This window comes from Actinomyces sp. oral taxon 849 str. F0330 (assembly GCF_000239715.1).
In the GTDB taxonomy this organism is placed as follows: Bacteria; Actinomycetota; Actinomycetes; order Actinomycetales; family Actinomycetaceae; genus Actinomyces; species Actinomyces johnsonii.
Genome location: NZ_JH470353.1, coordinates 168436 through 188569, shown reverse-complemented (window position 1 = coordinate 188569; position 20134 = coordinate 168436). Strand labels below are relative to the sequence as shown.

Here is a 20134-nt window from a genome sequence, read left to right as displayed (position 1 = left end):
CGGTCGAACCGGGAACGGGGGAGCGGTACGGGGCGGGCGTGTTCACCCTCGGCACGGTAGGGGAAACTCACGGCCTTGCGGCGTTGGACCCGCCGGACCACGGCGTAGGATGGCACTCACGCGGGGTGAGTGCTAATCGCTCGCCGGCTCGCACCGGCGTGCGGGCGGCAGTGCACCAGCACCGCGCCCGCAGCGGCATCGATCGTGTCCCGGCACTGACGAGGGAGAGGAGGACCCATGGCCAACGACCGACGTCTCAAGGTCCTGTCCGCCATCGTCACCGACTACGTGCGCACCCGCGAGCCCGTGGGTTCCAAGGCCCTCGTGGAGCGCTACCGCCTGGGCGTGTCCCCTGCCACTATCCGCAACGACATGGCCGCCCTGGAGGATGAGGGCTACATCCATCAGCCGCACACGTCGGCCGGACGTGTGCCCACCCAGAAGGGCTACCGGCGCTTCGTCGACGAGGTCGCCCGCATCAAGCCCCTGTCCGCCCCTGAGCGCGCCGCCATCACCGCGCTCCTGTCCGGAGCGGTCGACCTGGAGCAAGTCGTGGCCCGCACCGTGCGGGCCCTGGCCCAGCTGACCGGCCAGCTCGCCGTCGTCGAGTACCCCAGCCTCAGATACGCTGCCCTACAGCACCTCGAGCTCGTCGCCCTGGGACCCGAGCGCATCCTGCTGGTCATCATCACTGATACCGGACGCGTCGACCAGCGCACCGTGACCCTCAGAACCCGGACCGCCGCGGGTAACCGCCGCGACGGGGGTTTCGACGTCACCGACGTCGTCGACCCCCTCGTCCTGGAACGTCTGCGCACCCGCCTCAATGGAGCCCTCGTCGGCAATCGGGCCGCTGACGTCGGCCCCATCCTGGCCGCCCTGGCCGAGCAGGCCACCGCCGACGAACGCCACCTACTCGATGCCGTGGCCGACGAGCTCATCGACGCGCTGCGCCCCGACGCCGAGGAGCGGCTCGTCGTCGCCGGAACCGCGAACCTGGCCCGCTCCACCCCGGACTTCTCCTCCCTGGGGCCGCTCTTGGACGCCATCGAGGAACAGGTGGTGCTGTTGCGGCTGTTCACCGCCGATGACTCCCCGACCGGTGAGAACCGGATGCGCGTGAGCATCGGCTCGGAGAACAACGATGACGCCCTGGCCGAGGCCTCCGTCGTCACCACCACCTACGGGCCGGGGAGCGGCGAGGCCGTCGCCCACCTCGGCGTCATCGGCCCCACCCGCATGGACTACCCGGCCACCATGACCGCTGTGAGGGCCGTGGCCCGCTACCTGTCCAGGTTCCTGTCACCACCGGAGACGTGAGGGCCGGTCGGAGCGAACCCGCCGGCGGAGTCATTCAGTCAGGCGCTTCATCACATATTCCCAGACATCCACCGCAAAAGACGTAGCCGTAAAGGAAGAACGCAGTGAGCAACTACTACGAGGTCCTCGGCGTCAGCCGCGACGCCACCTCCGAGGAGATCAAGAGGGCCTACCGCAAGAAGGCCCGCCAGTTGCATCCCGACGTCGCCGGTCCCGGCCACGAGGATGAGTTCAAGGAGGTCTCCACCGCCTACGAGGTCCTCTCCGACGCCGACAAGCGCCAGATGTACGACCTGGGCGGCGAGGACGCGGTACGTGGCGGGGGAGGCTTCGGCGGAGGGTTCGCCGGCGCCGACTTCGGCGACCTGGGCGGCATCTTCCAATCCTTCTTCGGCGGGGGAGCGGCCAGCCGCGGACCGGCCTCCCGGGCCCGGCGCGGCCAGGACTCCCTCGTGGCCGTGGACGTAGAGCTCTCCGACGTCGCGTTCGGGGCGAGCCGCTCCATCCCGATCGACACCTACGCCACCTGCACCGCTTGCGGGGGCTCGTGCTGCGCGCCCGGCACCGAGCCGGTCACCTGCTCGCAGTGCAACGGCGTCGGCAACGTCCAGCGCATGACCCGCACCCTACTGGGGCAGGTAATGACCTCCTCGCCGTGCCCGGGCTGCCAAGGCTACGGCACCGTCATCGTCACCCCCTGCAAGGACTGCTCCGGCGAGGGGCGCACCCGCGTGCGCCAGGACCTGGAGGTCTCCATCCCGGCCGGGGTTTCCACCGGAACCCGCATCCGCATGTCTGGGCGCGGCGAGGCCGGCCCGGCCGGCGGCCCCAACGGCGACCTCTACCTGGAGATCCACGAGAAGCCGCACGAGTTCCTCGAGCGCGACGGTGACGACCTCTACACCGAGCTGCGCGTGCCCATGACCGCGGCCGCCCTGGGCGCCGTATTCCCCCTGCAGACCCTCGACGGCGAGCAGAACGTCACCGTCAAGGCCGGCAGCCAACCCGGGGATGAGGTCGTGCTCGACGGTCTGGGCGTGGGGCGGCTGCGCCGCAAGGGCCGCGGGGACCTGCACGTGTCCATCGTCGTGGAGACCCCCACACGCCTGGACGACCGTCAGCGCGAGCTGCTGGCCGAGCTGGCCCGCCTGCGCGGGGAGGATGACGTCGAGCCCGTGCGCGACTCCAGCGTTATGGGCAAGCTCAAGGAGCGCTTCTCCGGGCGCTGAGGACACGGCCCGCAGCCCGGTTTCCTGCCTGCGGCTATTTGGTCTGAGGGGACTCGGGCCAGTAGTGGGAGTCCGGGGTGGCCCGGGCCCCGAAGATCGCCTGCCCCACGCGCACGCAGGTGGAGCCGCCCTCGATGGCGGCCTCGAAGTCGCCGCTCATCCCCATGGACAGCAGCCCGTCGCCGACGGTGCCGGCCTGGAGGGCGGAGTCGCGCAGCTGGCGCATGATGCGGAAGCACTCGCGCACCCGCGCCGCGTCGTCGGTGTGGGCGGCGAGCGTCATGAGCCCGCGCACCCGCAGCGAGGAGTAGGACGGCAGCGCGGCGAGGAAGGCGGCTACGTCGGCCGGTTCCAGCCCGAACTTGCTGGGCTCGCCCGAGGAGTTGACCTGCACGTAGACGTCCAGGCCTCGCCCATTCGCCTGGAGACGGCGGTCGAGGGTCTCGGCCAGGCGCAGGGAGTCCAGTGCCTGGAACTCGTCGGCGAAGGCGGCCACGTTCTTGGCCTTGTTGGTCTGCAGGTGGCCGATGACCGACCAGGAGATGCCCAGGTCCGCCAGGTTCTCGCTTTTGCGCTGGGCTTCTTGGACCTTGTTCTCCCCCATCTGGGTGATGCCCGCGGCGAAGGCAGTGCGCAGGCGCTCCTCGGGGACCGTCTTGGAGACCGGCAGCAGACGGATCTCGGCGGCATCCCGGCCAGCGCGCTCGGCGGCGGCGTCGATCCGGGCGCGGATGGCGGCCAGATTGCGGTGGAAGTCCTCCACCGTGATGGCAGTGGTGTATGCGGGCGCCGAAGTGGCGGGTGGGGACTGCGGGCAGCGGGAGGCGGCTGAGGGATCGGTCATGTTATCCGACGCTAGCACCGGCAGCGGCCGCCGGTTCGACACCGCCCGTAGGCTGGGGGCGTGACCGCACCCGTCTTCCTCTTCACCCCCAAGACCATCGAGCCCGCCGACGCCCCCGCGTCTGCCCAGCCCGGGACCATCCTCATGCTCACCGGACCTGAGGCCCGACACGCCGTAACCGTGCGGCGCCTGCGCTCCGAGGAACACGTGGACCTCGTTGACGGAACCGGCCTGCGCTTGATGTGCGAGGTGACCGGGGCCGGCGTCGGCGGGGCCAAGGATCGTCTGGCCGTGCGGGTCCTGCAACGGATCGAGGAGCCGGCGCCTCCGCTGCGGCTCACCCTCGTCCAGGCTCTGGCCAAGGGCGGGCGCGATGAGCAGGCCGTCGAGACCGCCACCGAGGTCGGGGCGGAGCTGGTTCTTCCCTGGCAGTCCGAGCGCTGCGTGTCCGTGTGGCAGGGGGCCAAGCAGGCCAAGGGGCGCCAGCGCTGGCAGGCCACGGCGCTCCAGGCCGCCAAGCAAGCCCGGCGCGCCCGCGTTCCCGAGGTCGAGGAGGTCCGGGACACCCGGGCGCTGGTCGACTGGGTGGGGAAGACGGTCCAGAACGGGGGAGTGGTGCTGGTCCTGCACGAGGAGGCGGGCACACCGATCAGCACCGCGATGGAGTCCATGCGCCTGCCCGCCCCAGGGGCGGCGCCGCTGGTGCTGGCCGTCGTTGTCGGCCCCGAGGGCGGTATCAGCCCCGAGGAGACGGCGGCCCTGGAGGCCGCCGGGGCGATGACGGTGCGGTTGGGCCCCCACGTCATGCGCACCGCCTCAGCCGGCCCTGTCGCCCTGGCCGTCCTCGCCCACACCAGCGGCCTGTGGGAGTGAGGTGATGGTGACGATCCTTGTGGAGATCGGAGGAGCTGAGTCGGCTGGCTGACGAACGTGGTGTCAGCGTGGACGCTGCTTGCTTCAGGCTAGTGCTCTTTCGAGTGCTTCTCGCATGAACTGACTGCGAGTTTCGCCCTGCGCCTCAGCCCTACGGTCCAGTGCGTCTCGATGTGAGCGTGGCACTTTGAAGGCGATGGTGACAAGATCCTCGTCTGAGAGTCGAGGCCTGCCTGGAGAAACAATGAACTCTCCTGGAGTACCGGGATACTCTCCTTGTTCTGCTGCCTCACCAAGTCGCTCGATCTCGTCGTCAGTGAGCGTGGCTCCACTCTTCGTCTTATAGGTGCTCATGTGCTCTCCCTTCTGACCTGTAGTTCCTGAGCCATCTTGTCGGTGAGTCTCATGGCGTGAAAATCAGTAGGCTGCCATCGTCGAGTTCCACTCCAACCATCTCGAGCAGCCGTCCATGAGAGCCTGCTCCGGCTGCTGCGTAGTACTCAGGTGGGTCATAGTTTCTTCGGCGGACTGCGATGGCGCTGCGCCAGGCGGACTCAACGTCTGCGACCTGTATGTCAGGGTGACGGCGGGTAATGCGAGGATGAACGGTGATCCTGTCCAACATCCGCACATCCCCCTGCCGACATGTTTTGTTAGACAAAATTCTAACATGTCGTGTCGTGGGGTCGCTTCCCAATGGGGCGGCTTGCGGGCATGCTCTGTCTATGAGCGAGACGAGTGAGCGATGAACCCGCGGGGGCGGCGGCCGGCGGGGAGCCCGGATACGCGCGAGGCCATTCTGGCGGCGGCCCGAACCGCCTTCGCCCGCGACGGCTACCAGACCTCGCTGCGTGGTATCGCGCGTGACGCCGGCGTCGACCCGGCTCTGGTCCACCACTACTTCCCGGACCGGGCCACGCTCTTCGCCAAGGCCGTCATCGAGTCGACCGCCGGAGTCGACGCCAATCTCATGCACCGGGCGGCCGCCATCACCGAGCTCGAACCCGAGCAGCTGGGGGAGGGGATCGTGCGCGCCTTCATTACCTTGTGGGATAAGGCGGGCGCGGACCGCTTCACGGCGGTCATCCATGCCGCGCTCGGCCAAGGGGCCACGATCGGGCCCTTCCGTGACTTCATCGCCACCGGGGTCCTCTCGCCGATCGTCACCCATTTCTGCCCCGACCGGCCCCAGCTGCGCGCCCAGCTCATCGCCAGCCAGATCATCGGGCTCGGCCTGGCCCGCTGGGTCGCCCACATGGACCACATCGCCGGCCTCGATGTTGAGGCCGTTGTTGCGCTCGTGGCCCCCACCATCCAGCGCTACGCCTTCGACGACCTGCCGGACGTCGCCAATCCAGCCTGATCGCTGAGATCGGTTGAGGTCTCCAGCCGAGTTTTGTCCATATGGGACGACTTTGAAGCCGCGTTTCTGGCTTGGAACCAAGCTAAGCTGCTCTGACCTGCACAGATGTGAACTGCCCTGGCTGAAGGGCCGTTCAAAGTCGTCCCATACGGACAGTTTTCCGGCTCCAGGCTCTGGACAGCGGGTCGCTGTCGACCTATATTCATCACATGATGAAAAGCGATGAAGGAGACGCGCCCCGGGAGTCGGGGGCCAGCAGCCGATCGCACGACTCAGGCTCAAACTCCGCAGCTGCAACCGGCTCAACGTCGTTGGCCGTCACTGCGAAGGACCTGCGCGTGAACCGCGGGCGCAAGGAGATCCTCCACGGCCTGGACCTGAACCTGGAGTCCGGCACCATCACCGGCCTGCTCGGCCCCTCGGGCTGCGGCAAGACCACCCTCATGCGCACCATCGTCGGCGTCCAGCGCTACCGCGGACAGGTCGAGGTCCTCGGGCACGCACCGGGCGCCGGCGCCGTGCGCGGTCGGGTCGGCTACGTCACCCAGGACCAGGCCGTCTACACCGACCTGACGGCCCGCCAGAACCTGCGCTACTTCGCCTCCCTGGCCGGCAGCCGGGCCCGCGACCTGGACGAAATCCTCGACGTTGTCGGGCTCACCGCCCTGGCGGACCGGGCCGTGTCCACCTACTCCGGTGGCGAGGCCGGACGTGTGAGCCTGGCCTGCGCGCTCGTGGCCGATCCTGACCTGCTCGTCATGGATGAGCCCACCGTCGGCCTGGACCCGGTCACCCGCGAGGAGCTGTGGACCACCTTCCACGCCCTGGCCGAGCGCGGCGCCACCCTCCTGGTCTCCAGCCACGTCATGGACGAGGCCTTCCGCTGCGACCAGGTCCTCCTCATGCGCCAGGGCCGCATCCTGGCCACCACCACGGCCAAGGACCTCCTGGCCAGCACCGGGGCGGACACGGTCGACGCCGCCTTCCTGACCGTCATCGCCGAGTCCGAGAGCCAGCCCGAGCAGAAGGGAGGGCAGCGCTGATGAACCTGCGCACCTACCTGGCCACCACCCGCCGCATCCTCACCCAGTTGCGCGCCGACCGGCGCACGGTCGGCCTCATCGCGATCGTGCCCGCCGCGCTGCTGACCCTGCTGTACTTCGTCTACCGCGACTACCCCGGTGCGGACCTGCTGTTCAACCACATCGCGGTCTCCATGATGGCGATCCTGCCGACCACGGTCATGTTCCTGGTCACCAGCGTCGCCATGCTGCGCGAGCGCGTGAGCGGCACCCTGGAGCGACTGTGGACCACCCCGATCCACCGGGCCGACCTCCTGTTCGGCTACGCCACCGCCTTCGCACTGACCGCCGTCATCCAGTCCCTCATCCTGTGCGCCGTGGCCGCCTGGGGCCTGGACGTGGACATCTCCGCCGCCTGGGGGTGGGTGGTGCTCACCGCCCTGGTCGACGCCTTCGTCGGGGTGTCCCTGGGGCTGCTGGTCTCAGCCTTCGCACGCACCGAGTTCCAGGCCGTCCAGTTCATGCCGGTGGTGATTGCACCCCAGCTGTTCCTCTGCGGGCTCCTGGTCAGCCGCGACCAGCTGCCGCGCGCCCTGGAGGTGGTCGGTGACGCCCTGCCCATGAGCTGGGAGGTCGATGCCGTCACCGAGCTCACGACGGCCAGCGAGCCCTCAGACGATTTCTTCCGATACCTGGCCTATCTGGTCTGCTTCGGTCTGGTGGTCCTGGGGGTGGCGGCATCCACCGTGCCGCGCAAGACCCGCTGAACAGGGAAGAGTCAGCAACGGCAGGCACGAGGGTAAGGACTTTCGTGCCCGCCGTGCGGTGGTGTCGGACGGGGTTAGGGTTGCCTTATGTGGATCGTCTTCGCCTGCGGCTCAGCACTTTTTGCCGGCATCACCGCCGTCCTGGCCAAGGAGGGGATCCGCACCACTGACTCGACCGTAGCGACGGCGCTGCGCACTTTCGTGGTGCTGGCGGGCGCCTGGGGCATGGTGTTCGTTGTCGGCTCGCAGGCCGAGCTGGTCCACCTCAACGTCCGCAGCACGGGGCTGCTGGTGCTTTCGGGGCTGGCGACAGGGGCCTCCTGGCTGTGCTACTTCAAGGCGCTCCAGCTCGGCAGCGTTAGCAAGGTGGTGCCGATCGACAAGCTGAGCACGGTGCTGACGGTGCTACTCGCCCTCATCTTCTTAGGGGAGAGGGTGAGCCTCATCGGGGCGTTCGGGGTTGTGCTCATCGCGGTCGGGACGTTGCTGATGCTCGACGCCGATGACCTGCGCGGCCTGCCCCGGGCCGTGCACGACGGCGGAGGCTGGCTGCTCTACGCGCTCGGTTCAGCCTTCTTCGCCGCGCTCACTGCGATCCTCGGCAAGGCCGGCATCACGGGAGTGGAGTCCAACCTCGGTACCGCGATCCGCACCGGGGTGGTCCTGGTGATGGCCTGGGTGATGGTCGCCGTCACCGGAAAACTCCGGGAGGTCCGCGCTGTGCCGCGCGGGGAGCTCGGCTTCGTCCTGGCCTCCGGGGCTGCGACGTGTGCTTCCTGGCTCTGCTACTACCGGGCGCTCCAGGATGGTCCCGCCAGCGTGGTGGTCCCCATCGACAAACTGAGCGTGCTGGTCACCGTCCTCTTCTCCGCCCTCGTCTTGCGGGAGGCTGTCAGCAGGCGGTACCTCGTCGGGCTGGCGCTGCTCGTCGGTGGGACCCTTGCGATGGCGGTCCAGTGAGAATCCCCTCTACGGCTCGAGATGCACGACATGTCAAAGCGCATTCTAGGGGAAGTGACACCGTCAACAACTTACCTTATAACTAGATGATTGTAAATGGCTTGGATACATTCCAAGGGTAGCTGTAGCCGAAAACGGGGCGTAACATCTTCCTGCACCATTATCTGCTCCAATGAAGGACACCTCCATGCTCGGCTATCGCAGCAGTTTCTCTGTAGAACTAGATCCGCAGCTCGGTTTGGATCGTGAAAAGGCCGTCGATGCGCTCCTCGGTGAAGGGTTCGCCTGGATGCGGAGTCAGAAAAGGCTTAAAAGCGTTGAGGATCTGGAACCACTTCATGAGCAGAGGTTTCCGGGAGGTGATCGGGCAATTTATACCCGCAACCGAACGGGTGCAGGAGTTGACTACGCCAAACTAATTTACTTTGACGCGCCGAGAGGTGACGAGCAATGGGTGACCTCACTGCTCGTCGGTTTTGATTTCACTGATGACCGAGCTAAACCCACAGTCGCCATCGAGATCGACTCACCACCAGATCAGAAAAATGAAGGAAAACCGCACTGGACTGCGAGACCTAAGCTCGTTCAGCGTATCCTCGAGGCGTACTCCTGTAGTGAGCATGGCTTAGTCATGGGGGCTAAACCTACCTATTTACGTGGAGGTGAGGGAGTAAACGCCTTGATCGAGGGGATGACCGATTCTCGTAGGCGTTCCCTTGTCATTATCTGTGCTGAGGATGGCACAGTCGATCCTACGTACTGGCAAAAAATTATGACCGAACTGACGGCTCAGACAATTGGGCAAGCATCCGTATATGTGCTCGATAAGACGTCCGCTGAAGAATTCAATGCCAGTGTGTCGAACGGACATCAAATCTCTCCATACTCTCCAAGGACTTTTAGGCCTCCGATTGATCCTACAGACCCTCAAGATGGGTTGAGGCACCGTGTACTGTCTGCGCAAAGACTTATACAATCTACCGCCCCGTACCTTAGTCGCATGTATGGTCGTCTCTGTCGAGAGCATGCCAATACTCAGACTATTGGAAAATTTTTGCGGCGTCTCGATGTGGTGACTGCGCGAGAACTTGATCGTGCAACTCATCCGGGAAGCAACGCTGTCGAGCTTCCTGCGAACCCTGTAGCGCCTGGAACTGCAACTATTTTGTCACAAACCAGTGTCATTGGAGAACAGGCAAAAGTAACCTCGATTGAAAAACGAAATCATGTTAGGGATGAACTCCAAGGTTCTGTTACGGAAACAGTCAAAGACGAGCAACTAGTTAACTTACTTAACGAAAATGCTGAACTGCGATCTGAACGAGATCGGCTTCAAGCTGCGGCAGCACTGCTAAGGGATTCGTTGCAGCGCGCTAACTCGTCAATTCAAAGACTTGAACATACTATCGAAGACAACATTGTCAACTATAATGAAATGGTTCAAGAAATGGAGTCTCGACACAAAGAGGAGCTAGAGAGTCAACAATTTGAGTGGCTAATTAAAGACGAAGAGGCTCGAAATTCTTCAGATAGGGTTCGCACACTTACTTACCAATTAGATGAGGCTCGTCGTTTGCTGGCCGAGAATGGTTTAGATGTAAGTGGTTCTTGGGGTGCTCCAGAACGTCGCTACGTACAGGAATTGGAACAGTGGGAAGAGATTCAAGTATTTGGAAAAGAAAAATTTCCAAACTTGATATTTATGTGTGACTGGAAGAAGATGATGTATATTGCCGAACGAGACAAGAGTGGCACTTGGTTATCTCAGACCTGGCAAAGCCTTGCCATGCTTGATGACTACTGCGAATTTCGTCGAACAGAAAAGGGAAAAAAGTTTTTTGGTGGATTACGAGAGTATCTCAAAGACGGTTACGGCGAGGCCTGGGCTATTTCGGCCGACCGTTATCGCGCTAACGAATCCGACATCGTGAAAGGTTCTAAAAAGTATGCTCCGGAACGTACTTTTAGTGTACCTAAGGAGGTGGACCCTTCGGGGAAGGCCACAATGTACTCCCATATTGTTATCCAAACAAAGGGCACGGTGAGCCCGCGAATCTACTTTCGAGACTGTGTTCAGCAACTTGGTAAGATCGTCATTGGATACATTGGCAGACATCCGCGTAATACCATGACGAACTAGTATGGTACTGTGGTGCGTGAGGTATTTTATTTGTCGTTCTGCGAGTAAGCAGAGCAAGTAAAAACTGTCGTCATCCCTGATTTGTTTCATCCGGAGTAATTTACCAACCCAATTGGGCATAGTGTTACAAGTTAGCGTAATGCCTTGTGGGCAGTTCGGCTCCGGAGCCGCCTTCGGGGGCTACGACCTGTGTCTCCTGACTATACTACTACCCGATGCTCCAGGACTGCCCCGCCAGCGTAGTCGTCCCCATTGATAAACTGAGTGTCCTGGTCACCGTCCTCTTCTCCTCCCTCGTCCTGCGCGAGGCTGTCAGCAGGCAGTACCTCGTCGGACTTGCCCTGCTCGTCGGTGGGACTCTTGCTATGCTGATCGTTTGAGAATTGCTCACCAGAAGGTTTGGTGTCAGACGTACTTGGAGCGCTGGGTAGGACGTTCGTACTTGGTGCCTCTACTTGGTGTCTTAGTGCCTCGACTTGGTGCCCTGACTTTAGTGTCTTAGTGCTTCGGCTCGGCGTCCTAGTACCTCCTCTTGATACCTTGACAAGCCGACTTAGTGATCCGACGTGGTGATTTAGCGATCCAGCTTAATGATTTGAGCGTTGACTTAGTGACTTGACGTGCTTACCGCTCTGGGTGGCCCCATGCCTGGGCACGCACATCGCCTCCTCACGCGGTCGACGAGATCGCCGAGACGTAGCGGGTGCGGTGGCTGGCGTCGGTAGTTAGACGATGACGGTGCTGGCTGCTTTATGCGTTCAGTTCAGGCTTGTTCGCCGCACTCACTGCGATCCTCGGCAGGGCCGGCATTACGGGAGTGGAGTCCAACCTCGGTACCGCGATCCTCACCGGGGTGGTCCTCGTTATGGCCTGGGTAATGGTCGCTGTCACCGAAAAACTCCACGAGGTCCGCGCTGTGCCGCGCGGGGAGCTCGGCTTCGTCCTCGCATCCGGGGCTGTGACCTGCGCCTTGTGGCTCTGCTACTACCGGGTTCTCCGAGACGACCCGGCTAGTGTGATGGTCCCCATCGACAAGCTGAGCGTCCTGGTCACCGTCCCCTTCTCCTCCCTCGTCCTGAGGGAGTCTGTCAACAGGCGCTACCTCGTGGGGCTAACGCTGCTCGTCGGTGGGACTCTTGCGATGGTGACCCTCTGAGCTCTCCCATCAGATGTCATGGTGCTTGGTTGGAGGAATTGGTCGTTCGGACGACTGTACTTAGTGCTTCGACTTTGTGCCTTACTAGCCAGCTCGACATAAATGGATCTGGGTATTTGTTTCGCCATTCTCACTCGGTCGACGAAATTTTGATCGTTTTAGTTTCGTGTATCCTGAATGGGGTGCTACAGGAAAACTTTTAGTGCGTTCTATGTGCGCAGTATGGACTTTTATTTTGATGGCTAGCTGGACCTTTGGTTGAGCAGTGCTCCTCAGTGTTGATGCTTAGTTTGTGAAGTGTAACTTGGGTGAGATTTCTTCCTCAATCTTCCCGGTGTTGTTCTCCATTGGGGTAGCTAACCTGGAGTCTTTCGAGATTACGGTGCCGGAACTACCGTCACCAGTTGTATGTGAATCAGCTGCTTTCAATTTCCCGCAAAGTAATTAGTGGATACTGTTCTGTTGTTTCAGTTATGTTGCCGATCACTTTTTTGCTTTACGGAGGCGTAGAAGTTGTTTAGATTTGACTTCCGGACCATTCCGCCCCCGGTGGGAGGCTGTTGTTGTTTAGATTAACTTGCTCGGGAAAAATGATTCTGTGTGCACCTTTCAGGCTGAAGTTAAACCTTGCTTTTTCAAAACTTGGTTGATTTGCGAAGGAAGCTGCTGTGAACTCGGCATCTAGCATGAAGGTGGTGTCTTCAAATATTGCGTCACCAGAGAAGTTACTAGATGTGAATTCAACTGCGTTTTTGAAGGTGCATTCTGAAAAGTTGACACTATGGATGAAACTAACTCCCCCGAAATCCGTGGTCAGCATGAAACTTGCGTTCTGGAAACTAGCGTCTTGATGGAAAGTCGTAGCCGTAAACTTAGTTTTCCCCTGGAAGGTGCAGTTTATAAAGATGGTTCGCCCCTTAAAGGTGGTGTTGCGAAAATCAGCTGTTTGCATGAATGTAGCGTCTTCAAATGTAATTAACCTACTGAAGATGGCTTCAAATAATCGGGGTGTTTGAGTGAAACTAACAGCGCTGAAGTCGGTTTTTTCTTTGAAAGAGGCATGTCGGAAATCAGTTGTTCGCAAAAATTGCGTTCCCCTAAAGTTTACTTCTTGAGTAAACGATGCTTCACTAAAATCAACTTCCTGCTTGAAGGAATTCTCTGCAAAGAAGGCGACTTGTTTAAAGGTTGTGCCTCGAAAGCTAACTTCATTCTCGAACTTAGATTTCCAAAAGTTTGCTATTTGAGTGAACGTGGAATTGTCGAAACTAGCGCGGTTTGTGAACTTCGTTTGCGTAAAGCTTGCCCCTTGTGTGAGTTGAATACCGTGTGCGTCGATTTCTCCTATCTGAGCGTAGTCAAAGTTAACGTGTTCCGTGATGTGAGCACCATGGATGTCAAGAGTGCAGATACTCCAGGGGCCGCGACTCTGATGTTTTGCTTCCGCTGTAGTGGATGAGCGGAGGTGGCTCGCCAATACGGAGAGGATCGTGGATTCGACTGGATTGTCTGCGCTAATAGGGAGGCTGTAATTCGGGGATCCGTCCTCGTTGGTCGCGTACCGTGTATCTCCGTTCGCGTCCTTGAGGAGTCGGTCGGTGCGCAAGTAGCCGCAGAGGATGTCGACAACGCGCTGATGGTAGGGGCCCTCATAGGTGTCGGCCACATCGGCTAGCGCATATACTCCGGCGATGCGAACTTGAGGTGAGTTGGAACCCAACTGCTGGACGGCAGCAGTTAGTTTTTTGTCGGCTTCGCCCTCATTCTGATGAACCTCCGCTCGCTCTGCGCTGGCTTGTTCGCGATACTTGATAACGAGGTATCCGACCGCACCTATTCCGCCAACTGCGGTAAGGGTGCTCGATAATAGTTCTTTGAAGTTTAGTGACTGTTCACTTGTCCATCCAGCAAGAAACCGTCCTCCCCATATCCAGCTTAGTGTTGTGTAGCAGCCGATGCTAAGGAGAACCCAGAATGTGATGGCTAGGAGTAAAGATCTCCTGTGTCTTAATAATTGTTTTGCGACAACGGTCAATGCGCTAATGTAGAAAATTGCTGCCCAGGCGTTTTGTGTTAGCCAGCCCGTAAGTCTTAGAATATGAATTGATGTGAGTGTAAGGATGATAATCGACAAATCGGCTGTGAGGTAGATTAATTTCTTATGTGAGCGAATCCAGTTTATGATTGCATCATTAGGATGTTCAAGGCTTGTCATTCTTGTCTTTCGTGTTGGGGGAGGTATGTTAGTCTGATAGGTTCGAGGTTGGTGGGGTGTTTGTGTGAGATTCCTTCTTCTCTAATGGTGGTTGACGGGTGACTGAAGTGAGTTGCGAATGGCTTTTTCGCGGGCATCTTACCGTGCGTCTGAATCTTGATGGCTTCAATGAGACTCGGTGCAGGCAGACACAGTACGATCGAGGCACGATGACAGACGCCTCCTCTACGCCCACCGAACCTCCTGCTGGCCAGAACCCTGCCGTCTCTGGCATGTCAGCGGCGCCCTCCACACCACTGTCCTCCCGGCCGCCCAGCATTGCTGCTCAGCCCACCTCCACTACCCCCGACTCCACCGTGGTCCGCACCCTCACCCTGCCTGAGGACGTCGCCCCGGTGACCCTCCTGGGCGCCCGGGACGAGGTCCTGCGCGCTATCGAGAAGGGCTTCACCGACGTCGACATCCACGTGCGCGGCACCGCCGTCACCATCTCCGGCCCCGCTGCACGCGTCGACACCGTCGTCGTCCTCCTCTCCGAGCTCATCGACGTCGCCCGCACCGGCACGCCCCTGACCGCGGACGCCGTCGAACGTGCCGTCGGCCTGCTGGAGACCTCCATCCGCCCCACCGAGGTCCTCACCGACGACATTCTCACCTCCCACGGCCGCACCATCCGCCCTAAGTCGCTCGGTCAGAAGGCCTACACCGACGCCATCGAGGAATCCACCATCACCTTCGGTATCGGCCCCGCCGGCACCGGCAAGACCTACCTGGCCATGGCCAAGGCCGTCGACGCCCTGGCCCGCAAACGCGTCTCGCGCATCATCCTCACCCGTCCCGCCGTCGAGGCCGGTGAGAACCTCGGCTTCCTGCCCGGCAGCCTTACCGACAAGATCGACCCCTACCTGCGCCCCCTTTACGACGCTCTCCACGACATGCTCGAGCCCGATGCCCTGCCCCGCCTCATGGCCGCCGGCACCATCGAGGTTGCTCCCCTGGCCTACATGCGCGGACGCACCCTCAACGACGCCTTCGTCATCCTCGACGAGGCCCAGAACACCAGCCCTGAGCAGATGAAGATGTTCCTCACCCGCCTCGGCTTCGGCTCGCGCATGGTCGTCACCGGAGACATCTCCCAGGTCGACCTGCCCGGCGGACGCGAGTCCGGCCTCATCGTCGTGCGCAGGATCCTCGCCGGGGTCGAGGGCATCAGCTTCTGCGAGCTCGGATCGGCCGACGTCGTGCGCCACCGCCTCGTGGGCCGCATTATCGAGGCCTATGCCCGCCACGACGCCGAGTCCGCCGCCCAGGCCGCCGCCACCCGACCCGCCGGTCCCCCTGGCCGCAGTGGCCGCAACAGCCAGTACCGTCGGGGGAGCAGCAACCGCCCCGCCCGGCCCCACTCGGAGAGGAACCCGCATGACCACTGAGGTCATCAACGAGACCACCACCGTCATCGACGCCGCCGAGTTCGCGGACCTCGCCGACCACGTCCTGACCGCCATGCACGTCAGCCCCGCCGCCGAACTCAACATCATGTTCATCGACCCCGAGCCCATGGAAGAGCTCCACGTGCGCTGGCTCGACCTGCCCGGCCCCACCGACGTCATGAGCTTCCCCATGGACGAGCTGCGCCCCGGCTCAGCCGACTCGCCCACCCCCGCCGGGACCCTGGGCGACATCGTCCTGTGCCCGCAGGTCGCCGCCAAGCAGGCCCTGGCCGCCGGGCACTCGGCGGTCGAGGAGATGCTCCTGCTCACCGTCCACGGCATCCTCCACCTCCTGGGCTACGACCACGCCGAGCCCGAGGAGAAGAAGGAGATGTTCGACCTCCAGCGCCGCCTCCTGCTGACCTTCCTGGCCGAGCGCGGCAAGTGAGGCCCGCGTGACCGGTATCCCCACTGCGGCGCTCATCGCCTGCGCGGTCATCGTCCTGGCCCTGGGCGCCCTGCTGTCGGCCGGCGAGTCCGCATTGCTGGGCTTCACTCGGGCCGCCGCCGACGACCTCGTCGAGGAGGGGCGCCGCGGAGCCGCCCGGGTCCGTCGCCTCGCCGAGCACCGCACCCGGGTCCTGGCCTCCCTCAGCGTCGCCCGCGTCGCCGTCGACATGCTCGCCGCCGTCCTCATCACCCTGGCCGCCTCCGGGCTCGTGCGCGCCTGGTGGCAGGTCCTGGCCCTGGCGCTGCTGGCCAACATCATCCTGCTGGGCGTCGTCGTCGGCTTCTCTCCACGTACCTACGGCTGGCGCAGCCCCGCTGGCACCCTGCTCGCCCTGGGCGGCCTGCTCACCTGGGTCGACGTCCTGGCCGTCCCGCAGCGCCGCCTCCTCTCGCGCACCCGCCGCCCCGAGTCCGCTCCCACCGATGCCGAGACCCGCGAGGCCGTCAACGAAGACCTGCGCGAGATGATCGACGAGATCGGCGAGACCGACACCATCGAGGACGAGGACCGCGAGATGATGCGCTCGGTCGTCGAGCTCGGCCAGACCCTCGTGCGCGAGGTCATGGTCCCGCGCACCGACATGGTCACCATCGACGCCCACAAGCCCGCCTCCGCCGCCATGCGCCTATTCATCCGCTCCGGCTACTCACGCGTGCCGGTCATCGGGGAGGACGCCGACGACGTGCGCGGCATCCTCTACCTCAAGGACGTCCTGCGCCGCCTGGCCGCCCACCCCGAGCACGAGGAGTTGGCCGTGGCCGGATTCGTCCGGGACGCCGAGTACGTCCCCGAGATGAAACCCGCCGACGACCTCCTGCGCGAGATGCAGACCGGCCGCTTCCACATGGCCCTGGCCGTCGACGAGTACGGCGGCACCGCCGGGCTCGTCACCATGGAGGACCTCCTGGAGGAGGTCGTCGGCGAACTCACCGATGAGCACGACCCCGAGCTGCCCGAGGTCGTCGAGGTCACCCCCGGCACCTACCGTGTCCCCGCCCGCCTCGCCCTGGACGAGCTCGGCGAGCTCTTCGACCTCGAGATCGACGACGACGACGTCGACACCGCCGGCGGCCTGCTCACCAAGGCCATCGGCCGCGTCCCCCTGCCCGGCGCCGCCGGAGACATCCAGGGCGTCCACCTCCTGGCCGAGGAGACCGCCGGGCGCCGCCGCCAGGTGGCCACCATTCTCGCCTCCCGCACACCCGCCCCCGAAGAGGACACCGATGACTGACACCGCCGATCGCACCGAACACACCGCCCCCGCAGCCCGCGACGACCAGCCCCAGGCGCCCGAGGAAGCCGCCGAGGCGCTCTTAGCCGAGCCCCTCGAGATGCCCGAGCCCGGCCCCGCCCCGGCCGGCTTCCGCTTCCCCACGGATGCCGAGCTCATGGACGGCCCCAACCCCCTCACTGATCCCGACGAGGACGACGTCGACGACGAGGACGAGACCGGAGACGAGACTGAGGGCGAGCCCGACGACTCCGACGTCGCCGCCCGGCTGGACGCAGACGGCTTCCCGATCCTGGACGAAGAGAACGCCGACTCCGCGCTCGACCCGGCCGAATCGACCCGCGTCGAGATCGTCGTCCCCGACTTCCCGGAGGACTTCCGCGCCGGCTTCGCCTGCATCGTGGGACGCCCCAACGCCGGCAAATCCACCCTCACCAACGCCATGGTCGGCACCAAGATCGCCATCACCTCCGGGCGCCCCCAGACCACCCGCCACAACGTGCGCGGCGTCATCCACAAGGAGAAAGCGCAGATCGTCCTGGTCGACACCCCCGGCCTCCACCGACCCCGCACCCTGCTGGGCAAGCGCCTCAACGACCTGGTGCGCGAGACCCTCACCGACGTCGACGTCGTCGTCTTCTGCATCCCCGCCAACGAGAAGATCGGCCCGGGCGACCGCTTCATCACCCGCGACCTCGCCGAACTGCGCACCCCCGTGGTCGCCGTGGTCACCAAGGCCGACACCGTTACCCGAGAGGCCCTGGCCGCCCAGCTCCTGGCCGTCGACCAGCTGGGGGAGTGGGCCGACATCGTCCCGGTCTCGGCCAAGCGCGACGAGCAGATCGACGTCCTGGAGGAGGTCCTGCTGGGGCACATGCCGCTGTCCCCGCCGCTGTACCCCACGGGTGAGATCACCGACGAACCCCAGCAGGTCATGATCGCCGAGCTCGTGCGCGAGGCCGCCCTGGAGGGCGTGCGCGACGAACTGCCCCACTCTTTGGCCGTCATCGTCGACGAGATCGCCGACCCCGACGATGAACGCGAGGTCGGCCGCATCAAGGGGGTGGGTGGGCGCCTCCAGGTACGCGTGAGCCTCGTCGTCGAGCGCGACTCCCAGAAGGCCATCGTCATCGGCAAGGGCGGCCGGCGCCTCAAGGAGGTGGGCGTCAACGCCCGTAAGGGCATCGAGAAGCTGCTGGGCCGCAAGGTTTACCTCGACCTGCACGTGCGCACCGCCAAGGACTGGCAGTCCGACCCCAAGGCCCTGGCCCGCCTCGGGTTCTAGGATTCCCGGTTTCCCACAGGGGAGGCCGAGACCCGCCGCCGCTCCTGCGGGACACCGTGGGCGACGACGGACCGGCATAGGACCCGTCTAACGCTTGCTTAGGACTTAAGTGTCTTGCGGAATGCCAGCGGCTCGTGTTGCGAATCGGTCGCGCACAAAGGGTGTTGTACCGCACACTATGAGTGTCTGATACCGATCCGAGTCTGGAGGCCCACGCATGCCGAACACCGCCGTTCCCAGCCCGCCCCAACGCACTGACGCGCCCACTGAAAGGCGCCGCTGCCCCGATGACCTGTGGCAACTCGGGGAGAAGGCCGTCGCCCGAGCGCGCCGATGGGCTGACGAGTCGGCCTCCGAGCCCACACCCCGCTCGGCCAAGCTCCTGTCCCGTATCCTCGCCGACCCCGACGGCCTGACCTTCACCACCCGCTTCGTCGACGACGTCGTGCGCCCCACGGATCTCGACGTCGCCGGCGACGCCCTCAAGCGCCTGTCCGCAGGCCGCACAGACTTCCTGCCTCCCGCCCTGGCCGGGGCCATGGGCATGGGGTCGACGGCCTCCCGCCTCGCCCCGCGCACGGTCACGGCCATCGCCCGGAGGGTCTTCCGGGAGATCGTCGGCGACCTCGTCGTCGACGCCACCGACAAGGGACTGGGCCCGGCGCTCGCCCGCCTGCGCAAGGGCGGCAACCGCCTCAACGTCAACCTCCTGGGCGAAGCCGTCCTGGGGGAGAAGGAGGCCGCCCGCCGTCTGGCCGAGGTATCCCGCCTGGTGACCCGCGACGACGTCGACTACGTCTCGGTCAAGGTCTCCGCCGTCACCGGACCGCACAACCCCTGGGGCTTCGAGGAGGTCGTCGCCCACGGCGTCCAGGCCCTCCTGCCCCTCTACCGCCTGGCCCGCGACCACGGCACCTTCCTCAACCTGGACATGGAGGACTACAAGGACCTGGACCTGACGATCGCCGTGTTCACCGCGATCCTCGACCAGGAGGACATGCGCTGCTACGAGGCCGGCATCGTTCTGCAGGCCTACCTGCCCGACTCCCTGGGCGCCATGCAGCGCCTCCAGGAGTGGGCCTCCCGGCGCGTGGCCGCGGGCGGTTCGCGCATCAAGGTCCGCGTTGTCAAGGGCGCCAACTTGTCTATGGAGAAGATCGACGCAGAGATCCACGGCTGGGAGCTGACCACCTGGCCCTCCAAACAGGCCACCGACACCAACTACAAGCGCATGCTCTCCTGGGCGATGACGCCCGAGCGCACCCGCGCGATCCGCCTGGGGGTGGCAGGCCAGAACCTGTTCGACATCGCCTTCGCCTACGAGCTGCGCGCCGCGCGCGGTGTCGAGGACAGCGTCGAGTTCGAGATGCTCTCCGGGATGGCCACCGGTCTGCAAGAGGTCGTGCGCCGCGACACCGGCCACCTGCTGCTCTACGTGCCCGTCGTCGACCCCCACGAGTTCGACGTCGCCATCTCCTACCTGGTGCGCCGCCTGGAGGAGAACGCAGCACCCGAGAACTTCATGTCCGGCGTCTTCGACCTGGCCGCTGACGAGGCGGTCTTCGACCGCGAGCGCGACCGCTTCCTGGCCGCCCTGGCCGATCTCGACCCGGACGCCCCGGTGCCCGAGCCCAACCGCCGCCAGGACCGCCTGGCCGAGCGGGAGGCCGGCGTGCCCGAGGAAACCGGCACCCTGGAGGAGCGCGCACACCGCCGCTTCGTCTCCGAGCCGGACTCCGACCCCGCCCTGGCCGCCAACCGCCAGTGGGCCCGGGACATCGCCGCCGC

Annotated in this window: 16 protein-coding genes and 2 pseudogenes; 15 read left to right on the top strand and 3 right to left on the bottom strand. The window is 63.8% G+C overall.

From position 1 onward, the window contains the following. Positions 1–237 precede the first annotated feature (237 nt). Together hrcA and dnaJ are read left to right on the top strand one after the other, a co-directional pair. Positions 238–1320, top strand: coding sequence for a heat-inducible transcriptional repressor HrcA (gene hrcA, locus HMPREF0975_RS09435; RefSeq protein WP_009233929.1), 1083 nt, complete (start codon positions 238–240; stop codon positions 1318–1320). A 104-nt stretch (positions 1321–1424) separates the two neighbouring features. Continuing rightward, positions 1425–2549, top strand: a complete 1125-nt coding sequence (gene dnaJ, locus HMPREF0975_RS09430; protein WP_009233928.1) for a molecular chaperone DnaJ — start codon at positions 1425–1427, stop codon at positions 2547–2549. Positions 2550–2583: 34 nt separating this feature from the next. Here dnaJ and HMPREF0975_RS09425 read toward each other — a convergent pair whose 3' ends face one another. Beyond that, on the bottom strand, positions 2584–3393 hold the full coding sequence (locus HMPREF0975_RS09425; RefSeq protein ID WP_009233927.1) for a YggS family pyridoxal phosphate-dependent enzyme: 810 nt from the start codon (positions 3391–3393) through the stop codon (positions 2584–2586). Positions 3394–3453: 60 nt separating this feature from the next. On the opposite strand from HMPREF0975_RS09425, the gene HMPREF0975_RS09420 reads away from it, so the two are divergent. After that, positions 3454–4266, top strand: a complete 813-nt coding sequence (locus HMPREF0975_RS09420) for a 16S rRNA (uracil(1498)-N(3))-methyltransferase (protein WP_009233926.1) — start codon at positions 3454–3456, stop codon at positions 4264–4266. An 84-nt stretch (positions 4267–4350) separates the two neighbouring features. On the opposite strand, the gene HMPREF0975_RS14905 is transcribed toward HMPREF0975_RS09420, so the two are convergent. Further along, on the bottom strand, positions 4351–4620 hold the full coding sequence (locus HMPREF0975_RS14905; RefSeq protein WP_021607858.1) for a ribbon-helix-helix protein, CopG family: 270 nt from the start codon (positions 4618–4620) through the stop codon (positions 4351–4353). A gap of 391 nt (positions 4621–5011) precedes the next feature. On the opposite strand from HMPREF0975_RS14905, the gene HMPREF0975_RS09415 reads away from it, so the two are divergent. The 7 genes and pseudogenes from HMPREF0975_RS09415 to HMPREF0975_RS09395 form a co-directional block, all read left to right on the top strand. Then, a complete protein-coding gene (locus HMPREF0975_RS09415) occupies positions 5012–5629 on the top strand; it encodes a TetR/AcrR family transcriptional regulator (RefSeq protein WP_009233925.1) in 618 nt (205 codons plus the stop codon). 209 nt (positions 5630–5838) lie between these two features. Continuing rightward, entirely contained in the window at positions 5839–6672 is an 834-nt protein-coding gene (locus tag HMPREF0975_RS09410; RefSeq protein WP_198009167.1) for an ABC transporter ATP-binding protein, read from the top strand. Then, on the top strand, positions 6672–7418 hold the full coding sequence (locus HMPREF0975_RS09405; RefSeq protein WP_009233923.1) for an ABC transporter permease: 747 nt from the start codon (positions 6672–6674) through the stop codon (positions 7416–7418). Before HMPREF0975_RS09410 ends, HMPREF0975_RS09405 begins: the two co-directional genes overlap by 1 nt. Before the next feature lie 87 nt (positions 7419–7505). Then, complete coding sequence (locus HMPREF0975_RS09400) at positions 7506–8378, top strand: EamA family transporter (RefSeq protein WP_009233922.1); 873 nt, start codon at positions 7506–7508, stop codon at positions 8376–8378. A 172-nt stretch (positions 8379–8550) separates the two neighbouring features. Then, positions 8551–10518, top strand: coding sequence for a hypothetical protein (locus tag HMPREF0975_RS15615; RefSeq protein ID WP_198009166.1), 1968 nt, complete (start codon positions 8551–8553; stop codon positions 10516–10518). 173 nt (positions 10519–10691) lie between these two features. Further along, positions 10692–10898: pseudogene (locus tag HMPREF0975_RS14900) on the top strand (EamA family transporter); the annotation flags it as partial. 362 nt (positions 10899–11260) lie between these two features. Then, a pseudogene (locus HMPREF0975_RS09395) lies at positions 11261–11674 on the top strand (EamA family transporter); the annotation flags it as partial. A gap of 517 nt (positions 11675–12191) precedes the next feature. Here HMPREF0975_RS09395 and HMPREF0975_RS14895 read toward each other — a convergent pair. After that, complete coding sequence (locus HMPREF0975_RS14895) at positions 12192–13889, bottom strand: pentapeptide repeat-containing protein (RefSeq protein ID WP_009233918.1); 1698 nt, start codon at positions 13887–13889, stop codon at positions 12192–12194. A gap of 356 nt (positions 13890–14245) precedes the next feature. Between HMPREF0975_RS14895 and HMPREF0975_RS09390 the strand changes: the two genes are divergently transcribed. The 5 genes from HMPREF0975_RS09390 to HMPREF0975_RS09370 form a co-directional block, all read left to right on the top strand. After that, the gene (locus tag HMPREF0975_RS09390; protein ID WP_049939721.1) at positions 14246–15319 is read left to right on the top strand and encodes a PhoH family protein; all 1074 of its coding nucleotides are present in this window, start codon (positions 14246–14248) and stop codon (positions 15317–15319) included. Beyond that, positions 15309–15767, top strand: a complete 459-nt coding sequence (gene ybeY, locus HMPREF0975_RS09385; protein ID WP_009233916.1) for an rRNA maturation RNase YbeY — start codon at positions 15309–15311, stop codon at positions 15765–15767. Before HMPREF0975_RS09390 ends, ybeY begins: the two co-directional genes overlap by 11 nt. 7 nt (positions 15768–15774) lie before the next feature. Continuing rightward, complete coding sequence (locus HMPREF0975_RS09380) at positions 15775–17061, top strand: hemolysin family protein (RefSeq protein WP_009233915.1); 1287 nt, start codon at positions 15775–15777, stop codon at positions 17059–17061. Then, positions 17054–18346 (top strand): GTPase Era, encoded by a 1293-nt coding sequence (era, locus tag HMPREF0975_RS09375; protein ID WP_009233914.1) that lies wholly within the window; start codon positions 17054–17056, stop codon positions 18344–18346. Before HMPREF0975_RS09380 ends, era begins: the two co-directional genes overlap by 8 nt. Positions 18347–18563: 217 nt before the next feature. Then, positions 18564–20134, top strand: a 1571-nt coding sequence (locus HMPREF0975_RS09370; protein WP_009233913.1) for a proline dehydrogenase family protein, incomplete at its 3' end; no start/stop codon positions are given.